At 46.9% G+C, this 21,801-nt stretch carries 18 protein-coding genes, 2 tRNA genes and 1 other annotated feature; of the genes, 19 read left to right on the forward strand and 1 reads right to left on the reverse strand.

Features of this window, described 5'->3' with window-relative positions:
* Positions 1-181 precede the first annotated feature (181 nt).
* The 7 genes from rph (at position 182) to M3212_RS02905 (ending at position 4,628) form a co-directional block, all read left to right on the forward strand.
* Complete coding sequence (rph, locus tag M3212_RS02875; RefSeq protein ID WP_251192439.1) at positions 182-937, forward strand: ribonuclease PH; 756 nt, start codon at positions 182-184, stop codon at positions 935-937.
* Positions 934-1,530, forward strand: a complete 597-nt coding sequence (locus tag M3212_RS02880; RefSeq protein WP_251192440.1) for an XTP/dITP diphosphatase — start codon at positions 934-936, stop codon at positions 1,528-1,530. Before rph ends, M3212_RS02880 begins: the two co-directional genes overlap by 4 nt.
* A gap of 12 nt (positions 1,531-1,542) precedes the next feature.
* Complete coding sequence (locus M3212_RS02885) at positions 1,543-2,049, forward strand: metallophosphoesterase family protein (RefSeq protein ID WP_251192441.1); 507 nt, start codon at positions 1,543-1,545, stop codon at positions 2,047-2,049.
* Between the two features lie 349 nt (positions 2,050-2,398).
* Positions 2,399-2,469, forward strand: a tRNA-Gly gene (locus M3212_RS02890).
* Positions 2,470-2,474: 5 nt separating this feature from the next.
* Positions 2,475-2,551: transfer RNA gene (locus tag M3212_RS02895), tRNA-Arg, on the forward strand.
* 121 nt (positions 2,552-2,672) lie between these two features.
* Positions 2,673-3,497: a helix-turn-helix transcriptional regulator gene (locus tag M3212_RS22225; RefSeq protein ID WP_251192442.1), complete on the forward strand. Its 825-nt coding sequence runs from the start codon at positions 2,673-2,675 to the stop codon at positions 3,495-3,497.
* 114 nt (positions 3,498-3,611) lie between these two features.
* Positions 3,612-4,628, forward strand: a complete 1,017-nt coding sequence (locus M3212_RS02905) for an ABC transporter substrate-binding protein (protein WP_251192443.1) — start codon at positions 3,612-3,614, stop codon at positions 4,626-4,628.
* A 44-nt stretch (positions 4,629-4,672) separates the two neighbouring features.
* Here the strand turns inward: M3212_RS02905 and M3212_RS02910 are convergent, their stop codons facing one another.
* Positions 4,673-5,077 (reverse strand): hypothetical protein, encoded by a 405-nt coding sequence (locus M3212_RS02910; protein WP_251192444.1) that lies wholly within the window; start codon positions 5,075-5,077, stop codon positions 4,673-4,675.
* Positions 5,078-5,459: 382 nt separating this feature from the next.
* On the opposite strand from M3212_RS02910, the gene ilvE reads away from it, so the two are divergent.
* From ilvE to lonB, 12 genes are all read left to right on the forward strand, one after another.
* Positions 5,460-6,356 (forward strand): branched-chain-amino-acid transaminase, encoded by an 897-nt coding sequence (ilvE, locus tag M3212_RS02915; protein ID WP_251192581.1) that lies wholly within the window; start codon positions 5,460-5,462, stop codon positions 6,354-6,356.
* A gap of 39 nt (positions 6,357-6,395) precedes the next feature.
* Positions 6,396-8,063 carry a dihydroxy-acid dehydratase gene (gene ilvD, locus M3212_RS02920; RefSeq protein ID WP_251192445.1) on the forward strand — a complete coding sequence of 556 codons (1,668 nt, stop codon included), beginning with the start codon at positions 6,396-6,398 and terminating at the stop codon, positions 8,061-8,063.
* Between the two features lie 4 nt (positions 8,064-8,067).
* Positions 8,068-8,326, forward strand: a binding site (T-box leader).
* 89 nt (positions 8,327-8,415) lie between these two features.
* Positions 8,416-10,140, forward strand: a complete 1,725-nt coding sequence (gene ilvB / locus M3212_RS02925) for an acetolactate synthase large subunit (RefSeq protein ID WP_251192446.1) — start codon at positions 8,416-8,418, stop codon at positions 10,138-10,140.
* A complete protein-coding gene (ilvN, locus tag M3212_RS02930) occupies positions 10,137-10,658 on the forward strand; it encodes an acetolactate synthase small subunit (protein WP_251192447.1) in 522 nt (173 codons plus the stop codon). The genes ilvB and ilvN overlap by 4 nt, the downstream gene beginning before the upstream one ends.
* Before the next feature lie 57 nt (positions 10,659-10,715).
* Complete coding sequence (gene ilvC, locus M3212_RS02935) at positions 10,716-11,732, forward strand: ketol-acid reductoisomerase (protein WP_251192448.1); 1,017 nt, start codon at positions 10,716-10,718, stop codon at positions 11,730-11,732.
* Between the two features lie 209 nt (positions 11,733-11,941).
* Positions 11,942-13,033, forward strand: a complete 1,092-nt coding sequence (leuB, locus tag M3212_RS02940; protein ID WP_251192449.1) for a 3-isopropylmalate dehydrogenase — start codon at positions 11,942-11,944, stop codon at positions 13,031-13,033.
* Between the two features lie 77 nt (positions 13,034-13,110).
* A complete protein-coding gene (gene leuC, locus M3212_RS02945) occupies positions 13,111-14,529 on the forward strand; it encodes a 3-isopropylmalate dehydratase large subunit (protein WP_251192582.1) in 1,419 nt (472 codons plus the stop codon).
* Between the two features lie 18 nt (positions 14,530-14,547).
* A complete protein-coding gene (gene leuD / locus M3212_RS02950; RefSeq protein ID WP_251192450.1) occupies positions 14,548-15,129 on the forward strand; it encodes a 3-isopropylmalate dehydratase small subunit in 582 nt (193 codons plus the stop codon).
* Positions 15,130-15,357: 228 nt separating this feature from the next.
* Positions 15,358-16,410 carry a hypothetical protein gene (locus M3212_RS02955; protein ID WP_251192451.1) on the forward strand — a complete coding sequence of 351 codons (1,053 nt, stop codon included), beginning with the start codon at positions 15,358-15,360 and terminating at the stop codon, positions 16,408-16,410.
* A gap of 120 nt (positions 16,411-16,530) precedes the next feature.
* Positions 16,531-17,823, forward strand: a complete 1,293-nt coding sequence (gene tig / locus M3212_RS02960; protein ID WP_251192452.1) for a trigger factor — start codon at positions 16,531-16,533, stop codon at positions 17,821-17,823.
* A 547-nt stretch (positions 17,824-18,370) separates the two neighbouring features.
* Entirely contained in the window at positions 18,371-19,645 is a 1,275-nt protein-coding gene (clpX, locus tag M3212_RS02965) for an ATP-dependent protease ATP-binding subunit ClpX (RefSeq protein WP_251192453.1), read from the forward strand.
* Positions 19,646-20,069: 424 nt separating this feature from the next.
* Positions 20,070-21,740: an ATP-dependent protease LonB gene (gene lonB, locus M3212_RS02970; protein WP_251192454.1), complete on the forward strand. Its 1,671-nt coding sequence runs from the start codon at positions 20,070-20,072 to the stop codon at positions 21,738-21,740.
* The last annotated feature ends 61 nt before the right edge of the window (positions 21,741-21,801 follow it).

A 21,801-nucleotide genomic window follows, 5' to 3' on the forward strand; every position in this document is an offset into this window, starting at 1 on the left:
AGGTTCTTTGCCACACCCCCAAAGCAGTAAGAGAAGGATGAAGAGGTATTGAAGAAGACGATCTCGAACCTTAAGATGACCTACGAAAAGGGTAGTGTCCAAAGCGGGGCTTTTGGGACAACCTATTCTTATCCTTATTACATAGAATGAAGCAATGAATGATAGATTGAGGAGGCGGATGATGAGAACGGACGGACGAGCAAATGATGAACTGCGTCGTGTGGAAATCATTCCACACTTTGTCAAGCACCCGGAAGGATCGGTGCTGATTTCAATGGGAGAAACAAAGGTCATTTGTACGGCGAGTATTGAGGACCGGGTCCCTCCTTTTTTACGCGGCCAGGGAAAAGGCTGGATCACCGCCGAGTATGCGATGCTTCCAAGAGCAACCGAACAGCGGAATATTCGAGAATCGTCAAAAGGGAAAGTGACTGGGCGAACGATGGAAATTCAACGGTTAATTGGCCGCTCGCTCCGGGCCATTATCGATTTAACGAAAATCGGCGAACGAACGATCTGGATTGACTGTGATGTGATTCAAGCTGATGGTGGCACGCGCACTGCTTCGATTACCGGGGCGTTTGTCGCCCTCGCTCTGGCGATGGAGAAGGCAATGAAGACCGGCAAAATTAAGGAATGGCCGATTGTTGATTATCTGGCGGCGATTTCAGTCGGCAGTATGAAAGAGCAAGGAGAACTGCTTGATTTATGCTATATCGAGGATGCGGCGGCGGAAGTCGATATGAATGTTGTTATGACTGGAGATCATCAGCTGATTGAATTGCAGGGAACAGGGGAGGAAGCGACTTTTTCGCGTGCCCAGCTGGACAGGATGCTTGATTTGGCGGAAGGCGGGATCGACTCTTTGATCATGAAACAAAGCGAAATTCTCGGAGAAATTGCTGCACGAATTGGTCAGAAGGAGAAAGGTGAATGAAGCGGGAAATCGTAATTGCAACAAAGAACGCCGGGAAGGTAAAGGATTTTCAACAGTTGTTTGCGCCAATGGACTTGGAGGTCCGTTCGTTGCTTGATTTTCCGGACATACCGGAGATCGTCGAGGATGGGCAGAGCTTTCGTGAAAATGCAGCGAAGAAGGCAGAAGCGATTGCCGCAGCCTTTGACAAGACCGTTTTAGCGGATGATTCAGGGCTCGTTGTTGATGCTCTCGATGGTAGACCAGGCATCTACTCTGCCCGTTATGCAGGTGCTGATAAGGATGATCAGGCAAATAACGAAAAAGTCCTGGCTGAATTACAGGGAGTCCCTCAGGAGGAGCGGACCGCCCGCTTCGTTTGTGTGATTGCCGTAGCAGGTCCAAATCGGCTAACGCAGTACTACGAAGGGTTCTGTGAGGGGGAGATCGCGTTAACGCCTTCTGGTGAAAATGGGTTTGGCTATGATCCGATTTTTTACGTTCCCCAGCTGAAAAAGACAATGGCGGAGCTTTCCCCGCAAGAGAAAAACCGTTTCAGCCACCGAGCCGAGGCGATGAAGCAGCTTACAGCGAACCGCTCAGACTGGGAGTAAGGAGGAGATGGTGTGAAAGCATTAATCTTAAGTGACAGCCATGGTCTGGTAGAAGAGGTCGAGTCGATCATTTCAAGGCATCGGGCGGAAGTCGATCTCATCCTGCATTGCGGTGATTCTGAACTTGCTGAACAGCATCAGGCTCTTCAACAGGCAATCGTTGTCCGAGGAAACTGTGATGCAAGTCGTTTTCCGGAGGAATGGAGCGAGACGGTTCAAGGGGCAACCATTTATGCCACCCATGGTCACAAATACAATGTCAAAATGACCTACGTCACGCTAAGTTACCGGGCCGAGGAAATCGGAGCAGATATTGTCTGCTTTGGTCATTCCCATGTCGCTACAGCCTTCAAGGAAAATGGCGTCATTTACATTAATCCAGGAAGTATTCGTCTGCCGCGAAACAGGGCGGAAGGGACCTATTGTCTTTGCGAACGCAGAGAGACAGAGACGGTTGTCACCTTCTACACAAAAGACGGGGATGTTGTCGAAGATATGATCTATCTCTTTTCAGCCTAAAAGGGATAAGCTGTCTCAAAAGGCCGATTTATCCCCTTTTGAGACAGCTTTTACAATTGGAAAATAACTATTGACAGCTCCACCAAACTTCTGTATTATTATAAATGTCGTCGGGAAAATAAGTGTCCTGAAGAAAAGTATGGCATGCCAGTTGCGTGCTGAAACCAATAGGAATAAAATAATATTAATATGCGGGTGTAGTTTAGTGGTAAAACCTCAGCCACGAGCGACGCATCGTCGAAAAGCCCCCGAGTTGCCTCGACGCAAGAAGCACCGAAGGGTAAGCGAGAAGAGGAAGAGGCATGCCAGTTGCGTGCTGAATCCAATAGGAATAAAATAATACTAATATGCGGGTGTAGTTTAGTGGTAAAACCTCAGCCTTCCAAGCTGATGTCGTGGGTTCGATTCCCATCACCCGCTTTTTGGTCCCAGTAGCTCAGCTGGATAGAGCAACGGCCTTCTAAGCCGTCGGTCGGGAGTTCGAATCTCTCCTGGGACGCCATTTGATTATTACATAAATGAAAAAATAGATTAGCCTTCTTTCTATCGAAAAGATACCGTCTTTTGTCAAATAGGATAGAAGGCTTTTTTGCTATTGAAAAAAAGAGGGAGGAGGTGAAAGGGTGAAGGTTTCCTATGAAAGGCTTGCCGATCGCTTCGTTCAAGTGCCGCTTGCGCTTGATGGGGTTTATCGCACCCGCCTGGATGCCAATCAGGTTTACCGGGGGCATAGCAGGAGTCCAACCCGCCATTGTGCGTTGATTATTGCCCTGCAAGGGAGAGCAACGTTTACCTTCAACAGCACGGATCATTATGAGTTATTCCCTGGCAAAGCGCTGCTTGGCGGTTATCGGATGCAGCTTGACATAGAAGTCGGGAATGCCGGCTTTGAATATTGTTTGATTCACTATTTGCCGCGAAACCTTAAGCAGAGTGGGATCGAGCCGTTGATCGAAGTTAATGAATTGTGCTGTCCGCTAGAGCCTCCCCTTATGCAGAAAATCGAGCGGCTGCAAACGGTGACCTCCGCGGCAAACAGCATGAGCAGCTTCGCAAAACAGACCGTTTTTTACGAGCTGGTAAATGATATTTTACAAGCGGAGCGTCAAAGTCAAAATCGGGACAGTCATACGTTTATTGAGGAAACGATCACCTATATTCATGCGAATTATGCGAGCCCGCTAACGCTCTCCTTGTTGGCCGGCCGCTATGATATGAAGCCGAAGTACTTTTCTTATCTTTTTCAAAAATTTGCAGGGGCGGGGCCGATTGACTATCTTATACAGTATCGGATGAACAAAGCGTACGAGCTGTTGATGACAGGGCAATTTACGATTAAGAATGTTGCCCAAAGTGTAGGGTATGCTGATGCTTATTATTTCAGCAGGCTGTTCAAAAAATACAAAGGCGTCTCTCCGAGCAGGCTTTCCGGACAGGAGACGAAATAATCCATCGTCGATTCGGGAAACTCTCTATTTTCAGCGCAGACGAACGCTGTTATCATTTCTATTGATAATGATAATTGTTATCGTTGAGAAACGGGAAAAGAGGGAGTTTTGAACATGTCAGTTATATCATCCAACATACCGAAGCTTGCCGTGCTCATTCTGCTCATCCTGCTAAGTTGCGCCTGCTCAAGTGAGGAGCCGCAGGACGGGCAGACGGCTGAGCCAGTTGCAGAAGAAGAGGAACGCAACGAAGCGGCTCAGACAGAGGACGGTTTTCCGCGGATTGTTGAAGCGGCCAACGGTCAAATGACGATAGAAGAAAAACCGCAACGAGTCGCGGTCATTCATTGGGGGTTTGCTGATTCCCTCTTATTATTTGATGTGCCGGCTGCAGCGCTGGCATTACCGTTTACTGAGAAGCGCTCGGTCCTGCATACAGACAGCTATCAGCCTTATGTCAGCAAATTTGAGGAGCTTGTGATTGTCGGGGAGAACGAGCAGGTGAACATGGAAGCCTTGCTTGCTTTTGAGCCGGATCTCATCATTGCCGGCAGTGAGATTAATCAGCAGGTTGATCTTGATCACTTGAAGCAAATTGCTCCGACCTATGTTGTTGATGAACAAAAGTATGTCGTATGGGAGGACTGGCCGGCGCTCGTGACGCTGTTCGGTGAGATTTTAGGTGAGGAAGAACAAGCAAGCCGCTTCCTGGCAGATTTTCACGAAAAGGCTGGAGCGGCGAAGGAAAAGCTGGCTGATCTGAGCGAGGATGTGCTGTTTGTTCAAGTAAGAGAGGATGTTCTTTGGGTTCAGGGGACCAATCATCTGTCGCTTTATTACGATACGCTGCAATTGACATCGCCTGATTTTGAAATAATGAAAGAGGGAGGACAGCTTTCTCTTGAAGGGTTGAGTGAATTGGACCCGTCTCACTTATTTTTAGGATGCTTCAATATCGTTGATCCAAGCATGAAAGCACTGACAGATGAGTGGGAGGACAGCGCGGTTTGGCAAGGATTGAAGGCCGTTCAAAATGGACAGGTTTATCCAATTAATGGCGAGCTTGCGCTTGGCTATGGTCCAATCGGACAATCTTATGGAATTGATGAAGTGATAAAAGCATTGGAGTAGATAAAGAACATAGGCAGCAAAAAACGTCTCTTCCCGGAGTAAGATCAGGAAGAGACGTTTTTGATTGGTTCCGGCGCAGCTTGTAAAAGGATGTTCACATAACGGTTCTCATCCTGAAGCAATTTCTCTGCATCAAAAAAGACAACCTCCCAGCCTTTTTTCCTTAGTTGGCGGCTGATCCGTGACTGATTGTTGCCAGGGTCCGTTTCGATGAAGGCAAGCTTGAATGGAACTAAGGCCAGCGTAATCAGAATACCTTGAACATAATAGTTCGGAGTCGGATAATAGAGCCTTGCCCGCAATTGCTGATAAAGCTTTTTTTCCGCTTCGGTTTTGCAGCGGTCCGAAAGATCTTTCACGATGACGAGTGATGCTTTTGAGCGCTGACGAATGTGGATATAAGGAAATTTGGCGGACCGTCTTAACGTCCGTTTCAGGAATTTGATCATTGCTTATCACCCCTCTATAGGATGTCCCAGCTTTTGTCATTCTATGCTAAAAAATAGCAGGCGGGAATCGGATTAGGACGGCTAAAAACAACGGGGGCAAACGAAAAGATAGAGGCCCGAAACTTTTTTTATGTCGAAAAATCTGACGTCAGAACAGGCAATGACGGGAATGTAAGCGCATACATAAGTGCTGACAAATCAAAATAGTCAAATTATTTTCTGAAAAAGTGGTTGACCATGCCCCTGAATCAGCGTATTATAAACCTCAAACAACAACTATTGTTATAAACAAATGTCCGCTCAAGAGAGATATTTCATATGCCGAACATCTCGCGTTTTACACAGACTAGAAGTGGCATGAATGATGAGGAGAGTGAGCGTCATAGCTGAACAGTGGATCTATTTAAATGGAGAGTTCGTAGAGAAGGAAGATGCAAAGATTTCGGTTTATGACCACGGTTTTTTATATGGGGATGGCGTATTCGAAGGAATTCGCGTGTATGAGGGGAATGTATTCAGATTAAAGGAGCATCTTGACCGCCTTTATGATTCCGCAAAATCGATCATGCTTGAGATTCCTCAGACAAAAGAGGAAATGACAGGTGTTTTAATTGAGACGCTGCGAAAGAACGAATTGCAAAATGCGTACATTCGCCTTGTTGTCTCACGTGGAGTCGGGAACCTGGGTCTTGATCCATCATCCTGTTCAAATCCGCAAGTGATTGTAATCGCTGAAGAACTTGCTCTGTTTCCAAAGGAACTGTATGAAAGTGGCCTGGAAATCATTACGGTTGCAACACGACGGAATCGGCCGGATGTTCTTAGTCCTAAAGTTAAATCTCTGAATTATTTGAATAACATTCTGGTGAAGATTGAAGCCAGTCTCGCGGGAGTCAGTGAAGCGCTGATGCTCAACGATCAAGGCTACGTTGCCGAAGGTTCAGCGGACAACGTTTTTATCTTAAAAGGGAACACGCTGTCCACACCTCCGGGCTATGTCGGTGCCCTTGAGGGGATCACCCGGAACGCGATTATTGAAATCGCTACGGAGCTTGGTTACACCGTGAAGCAGGAACCATTCACGCGACATGATGTTTATACAGCTGATGAAGTCTTTTTAACAGGAACGGCAGCTGAAGTGATTGCGGTCGTAAAGGTTGATGGCCGCCAAATCGGCGATGGTTACCCAGGAAAAGAAACGAACCGGCTTCTTGAAGCTTTCAGAACGAGAGTGATTGAAGACGGTGAGAAAGTATACCCGGAAGTAGAAATCCGTTAATAGAAACAGCGAGAAGCGTTGAAGTTGGGAGAGAGTTGTATGAGAAGTAATATGATAAAAAAAGGAATTGACCGCGCACCTCATCGAAGTCTTCTACGCGCTGCGGGTGTTAAAGAAGACGAAATGGATAAACCGTTTATCGGGGTCTGTAATTCGTACATCGATATTATTCCCGGCCATATGCATCTGAATAAATTTGCGGAAGTAGCGAAGGAAGCTATTCGCGAAGCCGGCGGTATTCCGTTTGAATTTAATACAATCGGAGTCGATGACGGGATTGCGATGGGACATATCGGTATGCGCTATTCCCTTCCGAGCCGGGAAATTATCTGTGACGCGGCGGAAACGGTGATTAATGCTCACTGGTTTGACGGAGTATTTTACATTCCGAACTGTGACAAGATCACACCTGGAATGCTGATGGCATCAGTTCGTACCAATGTCCCTTCTGTCTTCGTATCAGGAGGACCGATGGAAGCGGGAAGGACGAAAGATGGTCAAAGTCTTTCACTCGTATCTGTCTTTGAAGGAGTGGGCGCTGTTTCGTCAGGAAAAATGACAAGGGAAGAGCTGCTTGAAATCGAACAATCAGCCTGTCCAACCTGTGGCTCCTGTTCGGGAATGTTCACCGCTAATTCGATGAACTCGTTGATGGAAATGCTTGGTTTGGCATTGCCGGGTAACGGCACGATTGTCGCGACTTCTGAAGACCGTCACCAGCTCATTAAGGATGCAGCGAAGCACTTGATGAACCTGATTAAGAATGATATTAAACCACGCGATATCGTCACAAAAGAAACAATTGACGATGCTTTCGCTCTTGATATGGCGATGGGCGGTTCGACAAACACTGTTCTTCATACATTGGCAATTGCCAACGAAGCAGAAATTGACTATGATTTACAGCGCATTAACCAGGTAGCGGAGCGTGTACCATATTTATGTAAAATCAGTCCGGCATCGGATTATTCGATGGATGATGTTCACAAAGCGGGTGGCGTAAGTGCCATTATTAAAGAGCTCTGTGAGATCGAAGGAGCGATTCACCGTGATCGCATTACGATTACCGGAAAAAGTTTGTATGAAAACGTCAAAGATGCAGAGATTACTAACGATGACGTCATTCGTCGGAAAGATAATCCATACAGCCCGGTCGGCGGCCTATCGATTCTATATGGAAACATTGCCCCGGACGGCGCGGTAATCAAGGTTGGAGCCGTTGACCCTTCCATTAAGGTGTTTGAAGGAGAAGCGATTGTCTTTAACTCACAGGATGAGGCGCAGCAAGGAATCAATGACGGTACTGTCCGTGCCGGCCACGTCGTCGTCATTCGCTATGAAGGACCGAAGGGTGGTCCGGGGATGCCTGAAATGCTTGCTCCAACGTCAGCGATCACAGGTCGCGGCTTAGGAACAAAGGTCGCACTGATCACAGATGGCCGTTTCTCAGGAGCTTCCAGAGGAATTTCCATTGGACACATTTCACCTGAAGCGGCTGAAGGCGGACCGATTGCTTTTGTGGAAAATGGCGATAAGATTCGCATTGACCTGACAAACCGCACAATTGAGTGGCTTGTCTCAGAGGAAGAACATGCGAAGCGTAAAGAAGGATGGGTAGAGCCTGAGCCAAAAGTTAAGAAAGGCTACTTGGCCCGCTATTCAAAATTAGTAACATCGGCTAATACCGGCGGAATTATGAAAATCTAATAGCTTGAAAACGAAGATGAGGAAAAGTAATCATTACGATGACTTCAACAGAGAGCCGCGGTTGCTGAGATGCGGTGAGGTCAGTAATGATGAAGCTCGCCTCTGAGTACTAGCCTGAACGGTTTCTATTAGGGTTAGTCGAGTGTTCACAGCACTCGTTACCAAAATGTGATAAGTCGTTGAACTTATCCGTAAGATTGAATTGATGTTTAATTCAATGAATAAGGGTGGTACCGTGGAAAGGAAACCTTTTCACCCCTTAAGCCAGAGATGGCTTTCTATGGGGTGGAAAGGTTTTTTGTTTTGGACAGTGTGGAGAGAAAGTTATGATTATGTAAGGAGGCACGAGGAGATGAGTATGAAAGTAAAGAAGAAAGAACAGCAGGCAAATGAATCAATTAAAGAATTGTCAGGTTCAGGCATGTTAATTGAAGCACTTGCAAGGGAAAACGTCGATGTCATTTTTGGTTACCCTGGTGGCGCGATTCTTCCAACCTATGATGAAATCTATAAAACGGGAATCCGCCATATTCTCGCAAGACATGAGCAAGGCGCAATTCATGCCGCAGAGGGCTATGCCAGAGTATCTGGAAAGCCAGGGGTTTGTATTGTGACGTCTGGTCCGGGGGCTACGAATGTTGTTACCGGAATTGCAGATGCAATGATTGACTCTCTCCCTCTAGTTGTCATAACGGGCCAAGTAGCAACTTCTGTGATTGGAACAGATGCGTTCCAGGAAGCGGATATGATTGGAATTACAATGCCAATTACAAAGCATAACTATCAGGTCCGCTCGATTGAAGAGCTGCCACGCATTATTAAAGAGGCTTTCCATATCGCGACGACAGGCCGCCCGGGTCCGGTTTTGATTGATTTGCCAAAGGATGTCTCTCAGGCAAGCGGATTGTTTGACTATGACCAGGAGGTCGTCCTTCCTGGCTACCAGCCGACAATCGTTCCAAACCGTCTGCAAATCCGCAAGGTGGTGGAGGCGGTAGCCGAGTCGAAAAAGCCGGTAATCCTTGCCGGAGCCGGTGTGCTTCACGGCAAAGCGGCTAATGAACTGCAAAGCTTTGCGGAAACGTATCAAATTCCGGTAGTTCATACATTGCTTGGCTTGGGCGGGTTTCCTGGCAACCATGAGCTGTTTTTCGGAATGGCGGGAATGCATGGTACTTACACCGCCAATATGGCGATTCATGAAGCTGATTTGCTGATCAGCATCGGAGCGCGCTTTGATGACCGTTTAACCGGGAACCTTGACTATTTTGCTCCTGAAGCGCGTGTCGTCCATATCGATATTGATCCGGCGGAGATCGGGAAAAATATCGAAACCGAAATTCCGGTAGTTGGCGATGCGAAGCAGGCATTGCAAATGCTGCTTGAAGAGAAGGCTGAACCGGCTGACACAAGCGAATGGCGCGGTCATCTTCAGAAAATGCAGCAGGAATATCCACTCTGGTATAAAGAGGATGGCGAGACGATCAAGCCACAGCAGCTTCTGGAAATGCTTCATGACGCCACAAAAGGCGAGGCGATTATTACGACTGATGTTGGTCAGCATCAAATGTGGTCAGCGCAATTTTATCAGTTTAATAAGCCGAACCGCTGGGTGACGTCCGGCGGGCTTGGGACGATGGGCTTTGGTTTTCCGGCGGCGATCGGCGCCCAGTTTGCCGAGCCGGAATCGACCGTTATTGCTGTAACCGGCGATGCCGGCTTCCAAATGACAGCCCAAGAGCTTTCGATTCTTCAGGAGCTGAACTTGCCGGTTAAGGTGGTCATCGTCAATAACGCCTCACTCGGCATGGTTAGACAATGGCAACAGCTTTTCCACGGTGAGCGCTATTCAAATTCACTTTTCCCAATTCAGCCTGATTTCGTCAAGCTGGCAAGCGCTTATGACATTAAAGGAATTAGAGTCGATGCGAAATCCGACTTGGCAGCGGCGTTGAATGAAATGCTTGCTCATCCGGGACCGGTGCTAATGGACATTCGTGTCGCCAAGGATGAAAACGTCTATCCGATGATTCCTCCAGGAAAGGGTCATCATCAAATGGAGGGGGTTAAGCCATGAAACGGACGATAACAGCACTTGTTAACAACACGTCAGGTGTCCTTAACCGCATCACCGGGTTGTTTGCGAGACGGCATTTTAACATTGAAAGCATTACCGTCGGAATGACAGAAAACCCGGCGATTTCGAGAATGACATTTGTCGTCCTTGTCGACAGCATGCAAAACATCGAGCAAGTCATCAAGCAATTGAATAAGCAGGTCGATGTGTTGAAGGTGAAGGACATTACCGATGAATCTATTGTTGCGAGAGAACTGGCCCTTGTTAAGGTCGTTGTTACTCCGCAGCAACGTGGTGAGGTAGCTGCCCTTGTTAATCCATTTCGGGCCAGTGTCATTGATATTGGCAGAGAAAGCATGACGGTTCAAATTACGGGTGATCATCAAAAGGTGGAAGCATTTATTGATTTGCTCCGTCCTTATGGGATTAAAGAACTCGCCCGTACAGGTATTACGGCCTTCAATCGTAGCACGAAAAAACCTGTCACCGATCCTTATCGGCTGACCCTTATCAATTAGTTTGGAATTCATTTCCTAATAAAAAAACAAAATTCAAAATTCGAGGAGAGATTTATTATGGCAAAAGTTTATTACAATGGTGACGTAAACGAGGCAGTATTACAAGGAAAGAAGGTAGCTGTTATCGGTTACGGTTCTCAAGGCCACGCTCATGCACAAAATATGCGTGAAAGCGGCGTTGATGTAATCATCGGACTTCGCCAAGGGAAATCATGGGAGCAAGCTGAAAACGATGGCTTTAATGTATATTCCGTTCGTGAAGCGTCTGCGCAGGCGGATCTAATCATGATCCTTCTTCCAGATGAAATTCAACCGGCTGTGTATAAAAACGAAATCGAGCCGGAATTAACAGAAGGAAAAACACTTGCATTCGCTCACGGCTTTAACATTCACTTTAACCAAATCGTTCCACCTAAAAATATCGATGTTTTCCTTGCTGCACCAAAAGGACCTGGTCACTTAGTACGCCGTACATTTGAAGATGGAGCCGGGGTACCGGGATTAATCGCTGTATTTCAGGATGCAACGGGTCAGGCGAAAGATATCGCTCTTGCATACGCAAAGCAAATTGGTTCAGCTCGCGCTGGTGTGCTTGAAACAACATTCAAGGAAGAAACGGAAACAGATCTTTTCGGTGAGCAGGCAGTATTATGTGGAGGAACGGCAGCGCTTGTGAAAGCTGGATTCGAAACATTAGTGGAAGCCGGTTATCAGCCTGAAGTTGCTTACTTCGAGTGCTTGCATGAATTAAAGCTAATCGTTGACTTAATGTACGAAGGTGGACTTGAGTACATGCGTTATTCCATTTCCGATACAGCTCAATGGGGTGACTTCCAGGCTGGACCGCGTATCGTAACGGACGAAACGAAGAAGGCAATGAAAGAGATCTTATCAGATGTTCAAACTGGTAAATTCGCAAAAGGCTGGATTCTTGAGAACCAGGCGAACCGTCCTGAATTCACAACAATCAATGAAGCAGAAAAGAATCACCCAATCGAAGTTGTCGGCCGTGAGCTTCGTGAAATGATGCCATTTGTTAAAGCGAAAAAGGGTGCAGTCGGCGCTAACAACTAATTTTCATTGTCAATACTGGGATAAGGGTTTGTGTGCCGAAAGGAATGTCTTTCCTTTTGGTACGCATCCGTTATAAGAAAGGGCGCTATGCATTTTTCTTATAAAAATATGTCAGAAAATATGCCGAATTAAGATAAAGCCATTCTATTGGGATGGCTGTTTCCAACTCAATGGAGCCAAACAAAGCGGAAAGAAAGGAGGAGAACCGAATGCAAAAACGGATTGTGATTCTTCCTGGTGACGGGATTGGACCTGAAGTGACAGCGGCAGCTGAACGGGTGCTGACCGAAATCGGGGCGACTTATGGACATGAATTTGAAGTGAAGCATGCTTATCTGGGAGGAGCGGCAATCGATGAATACGGTACACCTTTACCGCAGGAAACGATTGATGCCTGCCAGCAAAGCGATGCGGTTTTATTAGGAGCGGTTGGCGGACCGAAATGGGATTCGTTGCATGGTGATATCCGCCCGGAAAAAGGTCTGCTCGGTCTACGCAAGTCACTCGGTTTATTTGCTAACTTGCGGCCTGTTACAATTTTTAATAGCTTGGCTGATGCTTCTCCGTTGAAGGATGAAGTTGTTCAGGGAGTGGATCTGTTAATTGTAAGAGAGCTTACTGGCGGATTGTATTTTGGTGAACCGCGTGAGCGCAGAAATGTGAATGGCGACGAAACCGCCGTTGACACTTTGATTTATTCGAGAAGCGAAATTGAAAGAATCGTCAGACGCGGATTTGAGCTTGCCGGTGAGCGTCGCGGTGTTTTAACGTCGGTCGATAAAGCGAATGTGCTGGAATCAAGCCGTCTATGGCGCGAAGTGGTTGAAGAGGTTGCCGGTGATTATCCGGAAGTGACGTATAGTCATATGCTTGTTGATAATGCAGCGATGCAGCTTATCCGTAACCCGAAGCAGTTTGACGTTATCGTCACGGAGAACATGTTTGGAGATATCTTAAGTGATGAGGCTTCAATGATTACAGGTTCGCTCGGAATGCTGCCTTCTGCCAGCTTAAGTGAGGCGGGACCAGGATTGTTTGAACCGATTCATGGATCGGCGCCGGATATTGCCGGAAAAGGAATTGCCAACCCGTTGGCAACATTATCTTCAGTTGTATTAATGCTCGCCTATACGCTGGAAATGCCGGAGGAAGCGAAGGCATTACAGAAGGCGATTGATCACGTCTTAAATAAAGGGTATCGTACGGCAGATTTAACGGCTGATCAGGCCAATGTCCTGTCAACGGACGAAATGACTGAAAAAGTCGTGGAAGCATTGAAACAGACAACAGCAACGTCTTAAAACACACGGGGCAATGGAGCATATCCATTGCTCCCATTTCTACCCCAATGTGGTGAATAGAAAAGGAGGAGCGAATGATGGCTGCAAAAACGATTATCGAAAAAATTTGGGAAGCGCATGAGGTTGTCGCACAAGAGGGGAAGCCGTCTTTACTTTATATCGATCTTCATATGGTCCATGAAGTAACTTCTCCACAAGCATTTGAAGGCCTGCGGCTTGCAGGACGCAAGGTCCGTCGACCTGATTTAACCTTTGCGACGATGGATCATAATGTGCCGACTGTTGACCGTTATAACATTACCGACCAGATTGCCCGCAAGCAGATGGAAACATTGGAAGAGAATTGCCGCGAATTCGGCATTGATCTTGTCGATCTTGAACATCCTGAAAATGGAATTGTCCATGTTATTGGGCCCGAGCTAGGGTTAACCCAGCCAGGAAAAACAATCGTATGTGGAGATAGTCATACATCTACGCATGGCGCTTTTGGCGCGCTTGCTTTCGGGATCGGTACGAGTGAAGTCGAGCATGTGCTTGCGACACAAACGTTATGGCAGGCCCGCCCGAAAACGCTTGAGGTCCGGGTAACAGGCACATTATTACCGGGAACGGCAGCGAAGGACATCATTTTAGCGATTATTGCTAAATTTGGTGTAGATATAGGAACGGGCTCCGTTATTGAATTTACCGGTGATGCGATTCGCGGGTTGACAATGGAAGAGCGGATGACGATTTGTAATATGTCGATTGAAGCAGGAGCAAAAGCAGGACTGATTAGCCCTGACCAGGTAACCTTTGATTATTTAAAAGGGCGCGAAAACGTTCCATCCGGAGAAGCGTTTGATCAGCTCGTGGAAAAGTGGCAAGCCTTTGCTACTGATGAAGGCGCGGTGTATGACCGCGTTGTGACGATTGATGCGAGTGAAATCGAGCCGATGGTTACATGGGGAACAAACCCTTCGCAGGGAGCGGGGATTTCAAAAGTGGTTCCTTCGCCTGAAGATGGTAAAAATGAAACGGAACAACGGGCGATTGCTCAGGCATTAGCCTATATGGATCTTCGTCCGGGAACGCCAATTTCAGAAATTGAGATTCAGCATGTGTTCATTGGCTCCTGTACGAATTCACGCATCAGCGATATTCGTGCTGCAGCCGAAGTCGTTAAAGGACATAAGGTTGCTCCAAACGTCCGAGCTCTTGTTGTGCCAGGTTCAGAACGCGTGAAAAAGCTTGCGGAAGAAGAAGGACTTGATCGCATTTTTGAAGAAGCGGGCTTTGAATGGCGCAGCTCCGGTTGCAGCATGTGCCTAAGCATGAACCCTGATGTTGTGCCGGAAGGAGAGCGTTGCGCGTCAACCTCAAACCGTAATTTTGAAGGCCGTCAAGGGAAAGGCGCGCGGACTCATCTCGTCAGTCCGGAAATGGCCGCGGCAGCAGCAATCAATGGCCACTTTGTCGATGTGAGAAAGTGGAAAAAGGAACAAGTTGCTCAATAAATAGAGGGAGGGAGTACAATGGAACCAATTATTACACATACAGGAACGATTGCAACAATGGACCGGGTCAATGTCGACACGGACCAGATCATTCCAAAGCAGTTCTTGAAACGGGTAGAACGCAGCGGCTTTGGTCAATTTCTGTTTTTCGACTGGCGCTTCCTGAAAGATGGTTCGCCAAACCCGGATTTTGAGCTAAATCAGCCCCACACCAAAGGAGCGACGATTTTAGTCGCTGCTCATAACTTCGGCTGCGGTTCATCACGTGAGCATGCTCCGTGGGCTTTGCAAGATTACGGCTTTAAAATCATTATCGCGCCAAGCTTTGCTGATATTTTCTATAATAACTGTGTGAAAAACGGCATGCTGCCGATCCGTCTTGATGAAAAGAAAGTCAACCAGCTACTGGCAAGCGGAGCGAATCAGGCTGTTGAGATTACAGTTGACTTAGAGGCACAAAAAATCACGGGCGAAGGCTTTGAAGCATCCTTCGAGATTGATCCTTATTGGAAAGAAATGCTGCTAAACGGCTGGGATGAAATTGGCCGGACTCTAACCTACGAGGATAAGATAAAAGAATATGAGCAGAGGATTGGATAACGGCTAGCGTTAGATAAAGGTCTGACCTTATTAGTCGGCAGACGATTTCGGGTGTATTGTATGACCTGGGATGCCGCAGACTATGGGGACAGACCTCTTTTCTATCTAAGAAGGGAGAACTCAACAGGCTCGTCCAAAAAAGAGGGTTGTTTGTCACATGAATTGGGAATTGTTAAACTATAAGGAATATCATTAGTCAAACTCATGAAAGAGTGGAGCGGTTCCATAATGGATAAACGAATACATAAAACGGATAAGAAAGTGATTTTATACCCTGGGCTTGTGAAACGTTTAATTGAAAAAGGAATGGATGCGTTGAAGGCAAAGGATGGTGCAGCAGCGCTTGAGTTTTTTCTTTCAGCCGAGGAGCATGAGCCGGATCACCCTCAAGTTCTGTTTGGCAAGATGCTGAGCCTTGTTGAGCTCGGGCGGCTCCATGAGGCGGTTGAGCATACGAGTGAACTGCTAAAGGAAGGGATCGGCGATTATTATGATAATCTCCAGGTTCATATCTCCTTGCTCGTGCAGCTCGGTCAGTATCAAGATGTCGTTGACATTCTTGATGCGGTCCTTTCTGAAAACAAAGTACCCGCGCAATATGCGGAATCCTTTTATCAGCTTCTCCACTTCAGCAGACAGATGGCGGGTGACCAGGAATGGCTGGCTCAGCAGGAGACCGAGCCTGAGGGAGTGCCCGAAGACATTTTACATATGCTTGATTCACGCTCACCGGAATTGCAAATGCAGGCGATTTTACAATTGAAGAAGCTTCCGGATGTCGAAGCGACGAAAGCGCTCGCTGATTTTTTACAAAAGCCGGAGCAGGATTTAGCTCTGAGCAGCATGGCGCTGCTGGCCCTTCAGGAAAAAGAATATGAGCAGCCAATACATATTTCAAAAGTAGACAGAGAAGCGGTAGTTATCCCGGCCCGATTGGTCGAGCCGTTTGAATCACCATTTGGAAAAGAATTACTGAAGCAGCTTGATCAGGAGCTTGAACAGGAAAGCCCGCAGCTGCTCGAGTTTGCCCGCCAGCTATGCTCCGCCCATCTCTTTGCGCTATTTCCATTTTTGCCGGAGCCAGAGGATGCGGGGCTTTGGACGGCCGTCTTCCATTATTGTGCAAGCGAGCGCCTCGCAGGTGAGGAGGAGCTTGAGCGGATGGCCGAACGTTATGCGATTTCCGCCCGGACCCTAGCTAAAAAAGCGGCTGAAGTCAATCAACTGGAACGTCTTGTCTATCAAGTCAATCCGGTTTATACCGGAAATGAAAATCCATAAACGGTGACGTTAAGTAATATTTGAAAAGACCGGGCATTATGTTATACTAGAATGGTTGTCAATGATGATGAGAAATCTATCGTTCGGAAACGAAGATGTGTATAGTTGGAGGGAAAGTAAATGACTACAAAATGGGAAAAGTTAGAAGGTAATGAGGGCGTTCTTACAGTAGATGTAGCTGCTGAAAAAGTGGACGAGGCCCTTAATCAAGCATTCAAAAAGGTCGTTAAAAAAGTTAACGTACCAGGCTTTCGTAAAGGGAAGGTTCCTCGTGCCCTGTTCGAAAAGCAATTTGGTGTAGAAGCACTTTATCAGGACGCTCTTGATATTCTTCTTCCGGAAGCATACGCTGGCGCTGTTGACGAAGCAGGGATTCAGCCTGTTGACCGTCCTGAAATTGACATTGAGAAAATGGAAAAGGGTGCGAATCTTATTTTCACCGCAAAAGTAACGGTCAAGCCGGAAGTGACTCTTGGTGAGTACAAAGGACTTGAAGTTGAGGAGAAAGATACTACTGTAACCGATGAAGATGTCGAAGCAGAACTAAAATCATTACAGGAACGTCAGGCCGAGCTTGTTGTCGTCGAAGATGGTACGATCGAAAATGGCGATACGGCTGTGATGGATTTTGAAGGATTCGTTGATGGTGAAGCGTTTGAAGGCGGAAAGGCTGAAAACTATTCATTGGAAATCGGTTCCGGTCAATTTATTCCGGGCTTTGAAGAGCAGCTGGTCGGTTTAAAGGCTGGGGAAGAGAAAGATGTGGAAGTGACATTCCCTGAGGAATACCATGCTGAGAATCTTGCCGGGAAGCCTGCAACATTCAAAGTGAAAATCCACGATATCAAGCGCAAGCAATTGCCTGAGCTTGATGATGAATTTGCGAAGGACGCGAATGAAGAAGTGGAAACACTTGATGAATTGAAAAAAGAACTGAAGGACAAGCTGCAAAAAGATAAAGAGCATGAAGCTCACCATGAAATCCGTGACACATTGGTCGAAAAAGCGGCAGAAAATGCGACAATCGACATTCCTGAAGCAATGATTACGACTGAAGTTGACCGGATGATGCAGGAGTTTGAACAACGTCTGCAAATGCAAGGAATGAACCTTGAGATGTACTACCAGTTTTCTGGCCAGGACGAGACGGCAATGCGCGAACAGTTTAAGGTTGACGGTGAAAAACGCGTCCGCATTAACCTGACGCTTGAAGCGATTGCTGATGCTGAAAGCATTGAAGTGTCAGAAGACGATGTAAACAAGGAACTTGAAAAAATGGCTGAAATGTACCAGCGTTCTGTTGAGGAAATCAAGACAATCTTTGCCGCACAGGGCGGACTTGATGGAATCAAAGGTGACCTGAAAGTACAAAAGGCTGTTGAATTTCTTGTTGACAACAGCAAAAAGAAATAAAAACATTCTTAATTTCGTACAAAGTCTACAGAACATTTAGGGCTGTTCGAGCGTGGGGCACATTGCTTCACGCCGCTCCGCCCAATGCTTCGGAGGTGTTTTAAAAGGTAAAATCGGCCTTTTCAGACACCTCTTTTTCCACATCTGATTGATTCACTTTCTCGCTCATTCGTGTATGACTTACCTGTTTTTAGAACAAGCTTAGAGAAAATAGGTTTGAAGCAGGTGAGAAAAGTGTATCAATTTAGAAAAGAAAAAGGATTTTTCTCTCTAAATCTTGAATGTATAAGCAATCCTTACATAAAATGAAGTAATCCACATAGCACTAGGAAGGTCTGTACATATTAAGCTTTGGGCTGAAAGACGGATAAAAAGAGTTTTTTTTAGTGGTTTTTGCTTTTGTATGATACAATGACGAAACATACGATCAGAAGCTTGGTTTGCAGGTATCGTCCCTATGATCGTCGTGAAGTCAGCCAGTTGGGAACGCTTTATCCTAGATATAGAAGCATCGAGGATGATACAATTATTCTTTAGGGGTGATAATATGTTTAAGTTTAACGAGGAAAAAGGACAATTAAAATGTTCTTTTTGTGGAAAAACACAAGACCAAGTCCGCAAGCTTGTAGCCGGACCTGGTGTGTATATATGCGATGAGTGTATTGAGCTTTGTACGGAGATTGTGGAAGAGGAACTTGGGACGGAAGAGGAAGTTGAATATCAGGAAGTACCAAAGCCGCATGAAATCAGACAAATTCTTGATGATTACGTCATTGGACAAGATCGCGCAAAGAAATCGCTTTCGGTCGCTGTCTATAATCATTACAAGCGAATTAATTCATTAAACCGTTCTGATGAAGTTGAACTGGCAAAAAGTAATATTTGTATGATCGGACCTACAGGGAGCGGGAAGACATTGCTCGCCCAGACGTTGGCCCGGATTTTAAACGTACCGTTTGCGATTGCCGACGCGACTTCTTTAACAGAGGCCGGTTATGTCGGGGAAGACGTCGAGAATATTCTTTTGAAGCTGATTCAGGCCGCTGATTATGATGTGGAGAAAGCGGAAAAAGGGATTATTTATATCGATGAAATCGATAAAGTCGCCCGCAAATCGGAAAATCCATCGATCACACGCGATGTTTCCGGAGAAGGCGTGCAGCAGGCGCTGCTTAAGATTTTGGAAGGAACAACAGCCAGTGTGCCGCCACAGGGAGGACGCAAGCATCCGCATCAGGAGTTCATTCAAATTGATACAACAAATGTCCTCTTCATTTGCGGTGGAGCCTTTGACGGAATTGAACAGATTATTAAACGTCGTCTAGGTAAAAAGGTTATCGGGTTTGGTTCAGAGGTAAAGCAGGAGGAACTGAAGCCGGGTGAATATTTAGGCAAAGTATTGCCGGAAGACTTGCTTCGTTTCGGATTAATTCCTGAATTTATCGGCCGTCTGCCGGTGATTTCCAGCCTTGAGCCGCTTGATATTGACGCATTGGTTGAAATCTTGACAGCGCCAAAGAATGCTTTGGTGAAGCAATATCAAAAGCTGCTTGAGCTTGACGAGGTTGAGCTTGAGTTTACAGAGGAAGCTTTGCGTGAAATTGCCAATAAAGCGATTGAACGCAAAACAGGAGCCCGTGGTCTCCGCTCGATTATTGAAACATTAATGCTCGATGTAATGTTTGATCTGCCATCACGCGATGACGTCGTGAAGTGTGTCATTCATGACAAATGCGTCACAGATAATGAACCACCAACGCTGCTCACAAAAGACGGAACAGAAATTACGCTCTCCCAAACCGAACCAAAAGAAAGCGCGTAAGAGGAGATGTCGCAGACATCTCCAAAACAGCGAGTGGAGTCTGGGCAAGGGTTTTAAAGCCAGAAGGAAAGTGGTTTTCTTTCCTTCTGGCTGCGCCCGGAACGAAACCGCTGTGTTCCCGCAAGGGAACACTCTTTTTTAAGTAATGAGCGGAACCGCTGCAAGCTCTTTTAAGTCAGCTAGGAGTGAAGTTCTCCCAGCTGACGTGCAGCGAGTGGAGCCATTACGGTAGAACAAGACAGCGACATCTCTATAACCTACAGCTTTAAATCCTGGATAAAGGTCAAAATCAACCTTTTATCCAGGGTTTTTTTCGTTAAGAGAATGAGCGGCGTAACCAATCATTCTCAGAAGTTTCTTTGATTAGGGAAGTGGTTCCCGGTCATACTAAAAGAAACAAACGACAACTTCTGGAGGGGTATGTATGAATTGGACTGGAATTGCATTGGTTGTGCAACTTTTTTTTGGCGTTGTCATCGGCATTTACTTTTGGAATTTATTACGGAATCAACGGAGTCAGCGCGTCTCGATTGACCGGGAATCAAGAAAAGAGATGGAACAATTAAGAAGGATGCGCTCCATTTCATTAAGCGAGCCGCTTTCCGAGAAGGTTCGGCCCGCAAGCTTTGCTGATATTGTTGGGCAGGAGGAAGGGATTCGCTCCCTGCGCGCTGCCTTATGTGGGCCGAATCCGCAGCATGTGATTATTTATGGTCCGCCAGGGGTTGGCAAAACGGCGGCGGCACGGCTTGTGCTGGAGGAAGCGAAACGTAACGCGAAATCTCCATTCTCGGCGGACGCCGTTTTTGTTGAATTGGATGGCACGACAGCCCGGTTTGATGAACGGGGGATCGCCGACCCGCTGATTGGCTCGGTCCATGATCCGATTTATCAGGGTGCCGGAGCGATGGGACAAGCCGGCATTCCCCAGCCGAAGCACGGCGCAGTGACGAAAGCGCACGGCGGTGTGTTGTTCATCGATGAAATTGGCGAGCTGCATTCGATTCAATTAAATAAATTGCTTAAAGTGTTGGAGGACCGGAAAGTCTTTTTAGAGTCTGCCTACTATAGTGAAGAAAACAGCCAAATTCCGCGGCATATCCACGAAATTTTTCAAAAGGGGCTGCCGGCGGATTTCCGTTTAATTGGGGCGACGACAAGAACGCCGCAGGAGCTTCCTCCGGCGATTCGGTCACGCTGCCTGGAGGTTTATTTCCGCGCGCTCAAGCCGAAAGAAATTATTCAAATTGCTGAAAAAGCAGCGGCGAAAATCTCGTTCACAGCCGAAGAGGGAGCGATTGAATGCATAGCCAAATACGCCACCAATGGCCGTGAAGCGGTTAATATTGTGCAAATCGCCGCCGGTGTTGCCACGTCGGAGGGCAGAACAACATTGAGCTGCGCCGATGTCGAATGGGTGCTTCATGCGAGTCAGTTGGCCCCGCGTCCGGAGCGGAAGATTCACCATCAGCCGGCGGTAGGGCTCGTCAACGGTCTCGCAGTGTATGGGCCTAATCTTGGAGCATTGCTGGAAATTGAAGTGAATGTTATTAAAAATGAGGGAAAAGGGAATGTAAACATAACCGGTATTGCCGAGGAGGAAAGCACAGGTAACCAAATGCGTTCGATTCGCCGGAAAAGCATGGCGAAAGGGTCAGTGGAAAACGTCGTGACCGTATTGCGGAGAATGGGTATTCCTACTCAGGATTATGATATTCATGTCAATTTCCCGGGGGGAGGACCGGTTGATGGACCATCAGCCGGAATCGCGATCGCGACAGGGATTTATTCGGCGATTCAGGGGGAGAAGATTAAAAATACGGTGGCGATGACCGGGGAGCTTGGCATTCATGGAAAGGTGAAGCCGGTCGGCGGCGTTGTGGCGAAGGTGGAAGCCGCAAAGCTGGCAGGCGCGCAAACCGTGATCATTCCTAAGGAAAATGAGCAGGCGCTTCTCCAGGAAGTCACAGGAATTGAGATCGTCGCTGTTGAGCATCTTGACGAGGTTCTTGAGCTGGCAATGGAAGAAGCCGAAGCAGATCAGGAAGTAGTCCCTGCCGGAATTGAAATGAATACATCCATAGCACCAGTATAAGATTAGACAAAGGTTGGGGGATAAGATAAAATTGAAAAAGATTAGAATCTTCCCCAAAAGG

Source organism: Halalkalibacter oceani, assembly GCF_023715705.1.
Classification (GTDB): Bacteria; Bacillota; Bacilli; order Bacillales; family Bacillaceae_D; genus Halalkalibacter; species Halalkalibacter oceani_A.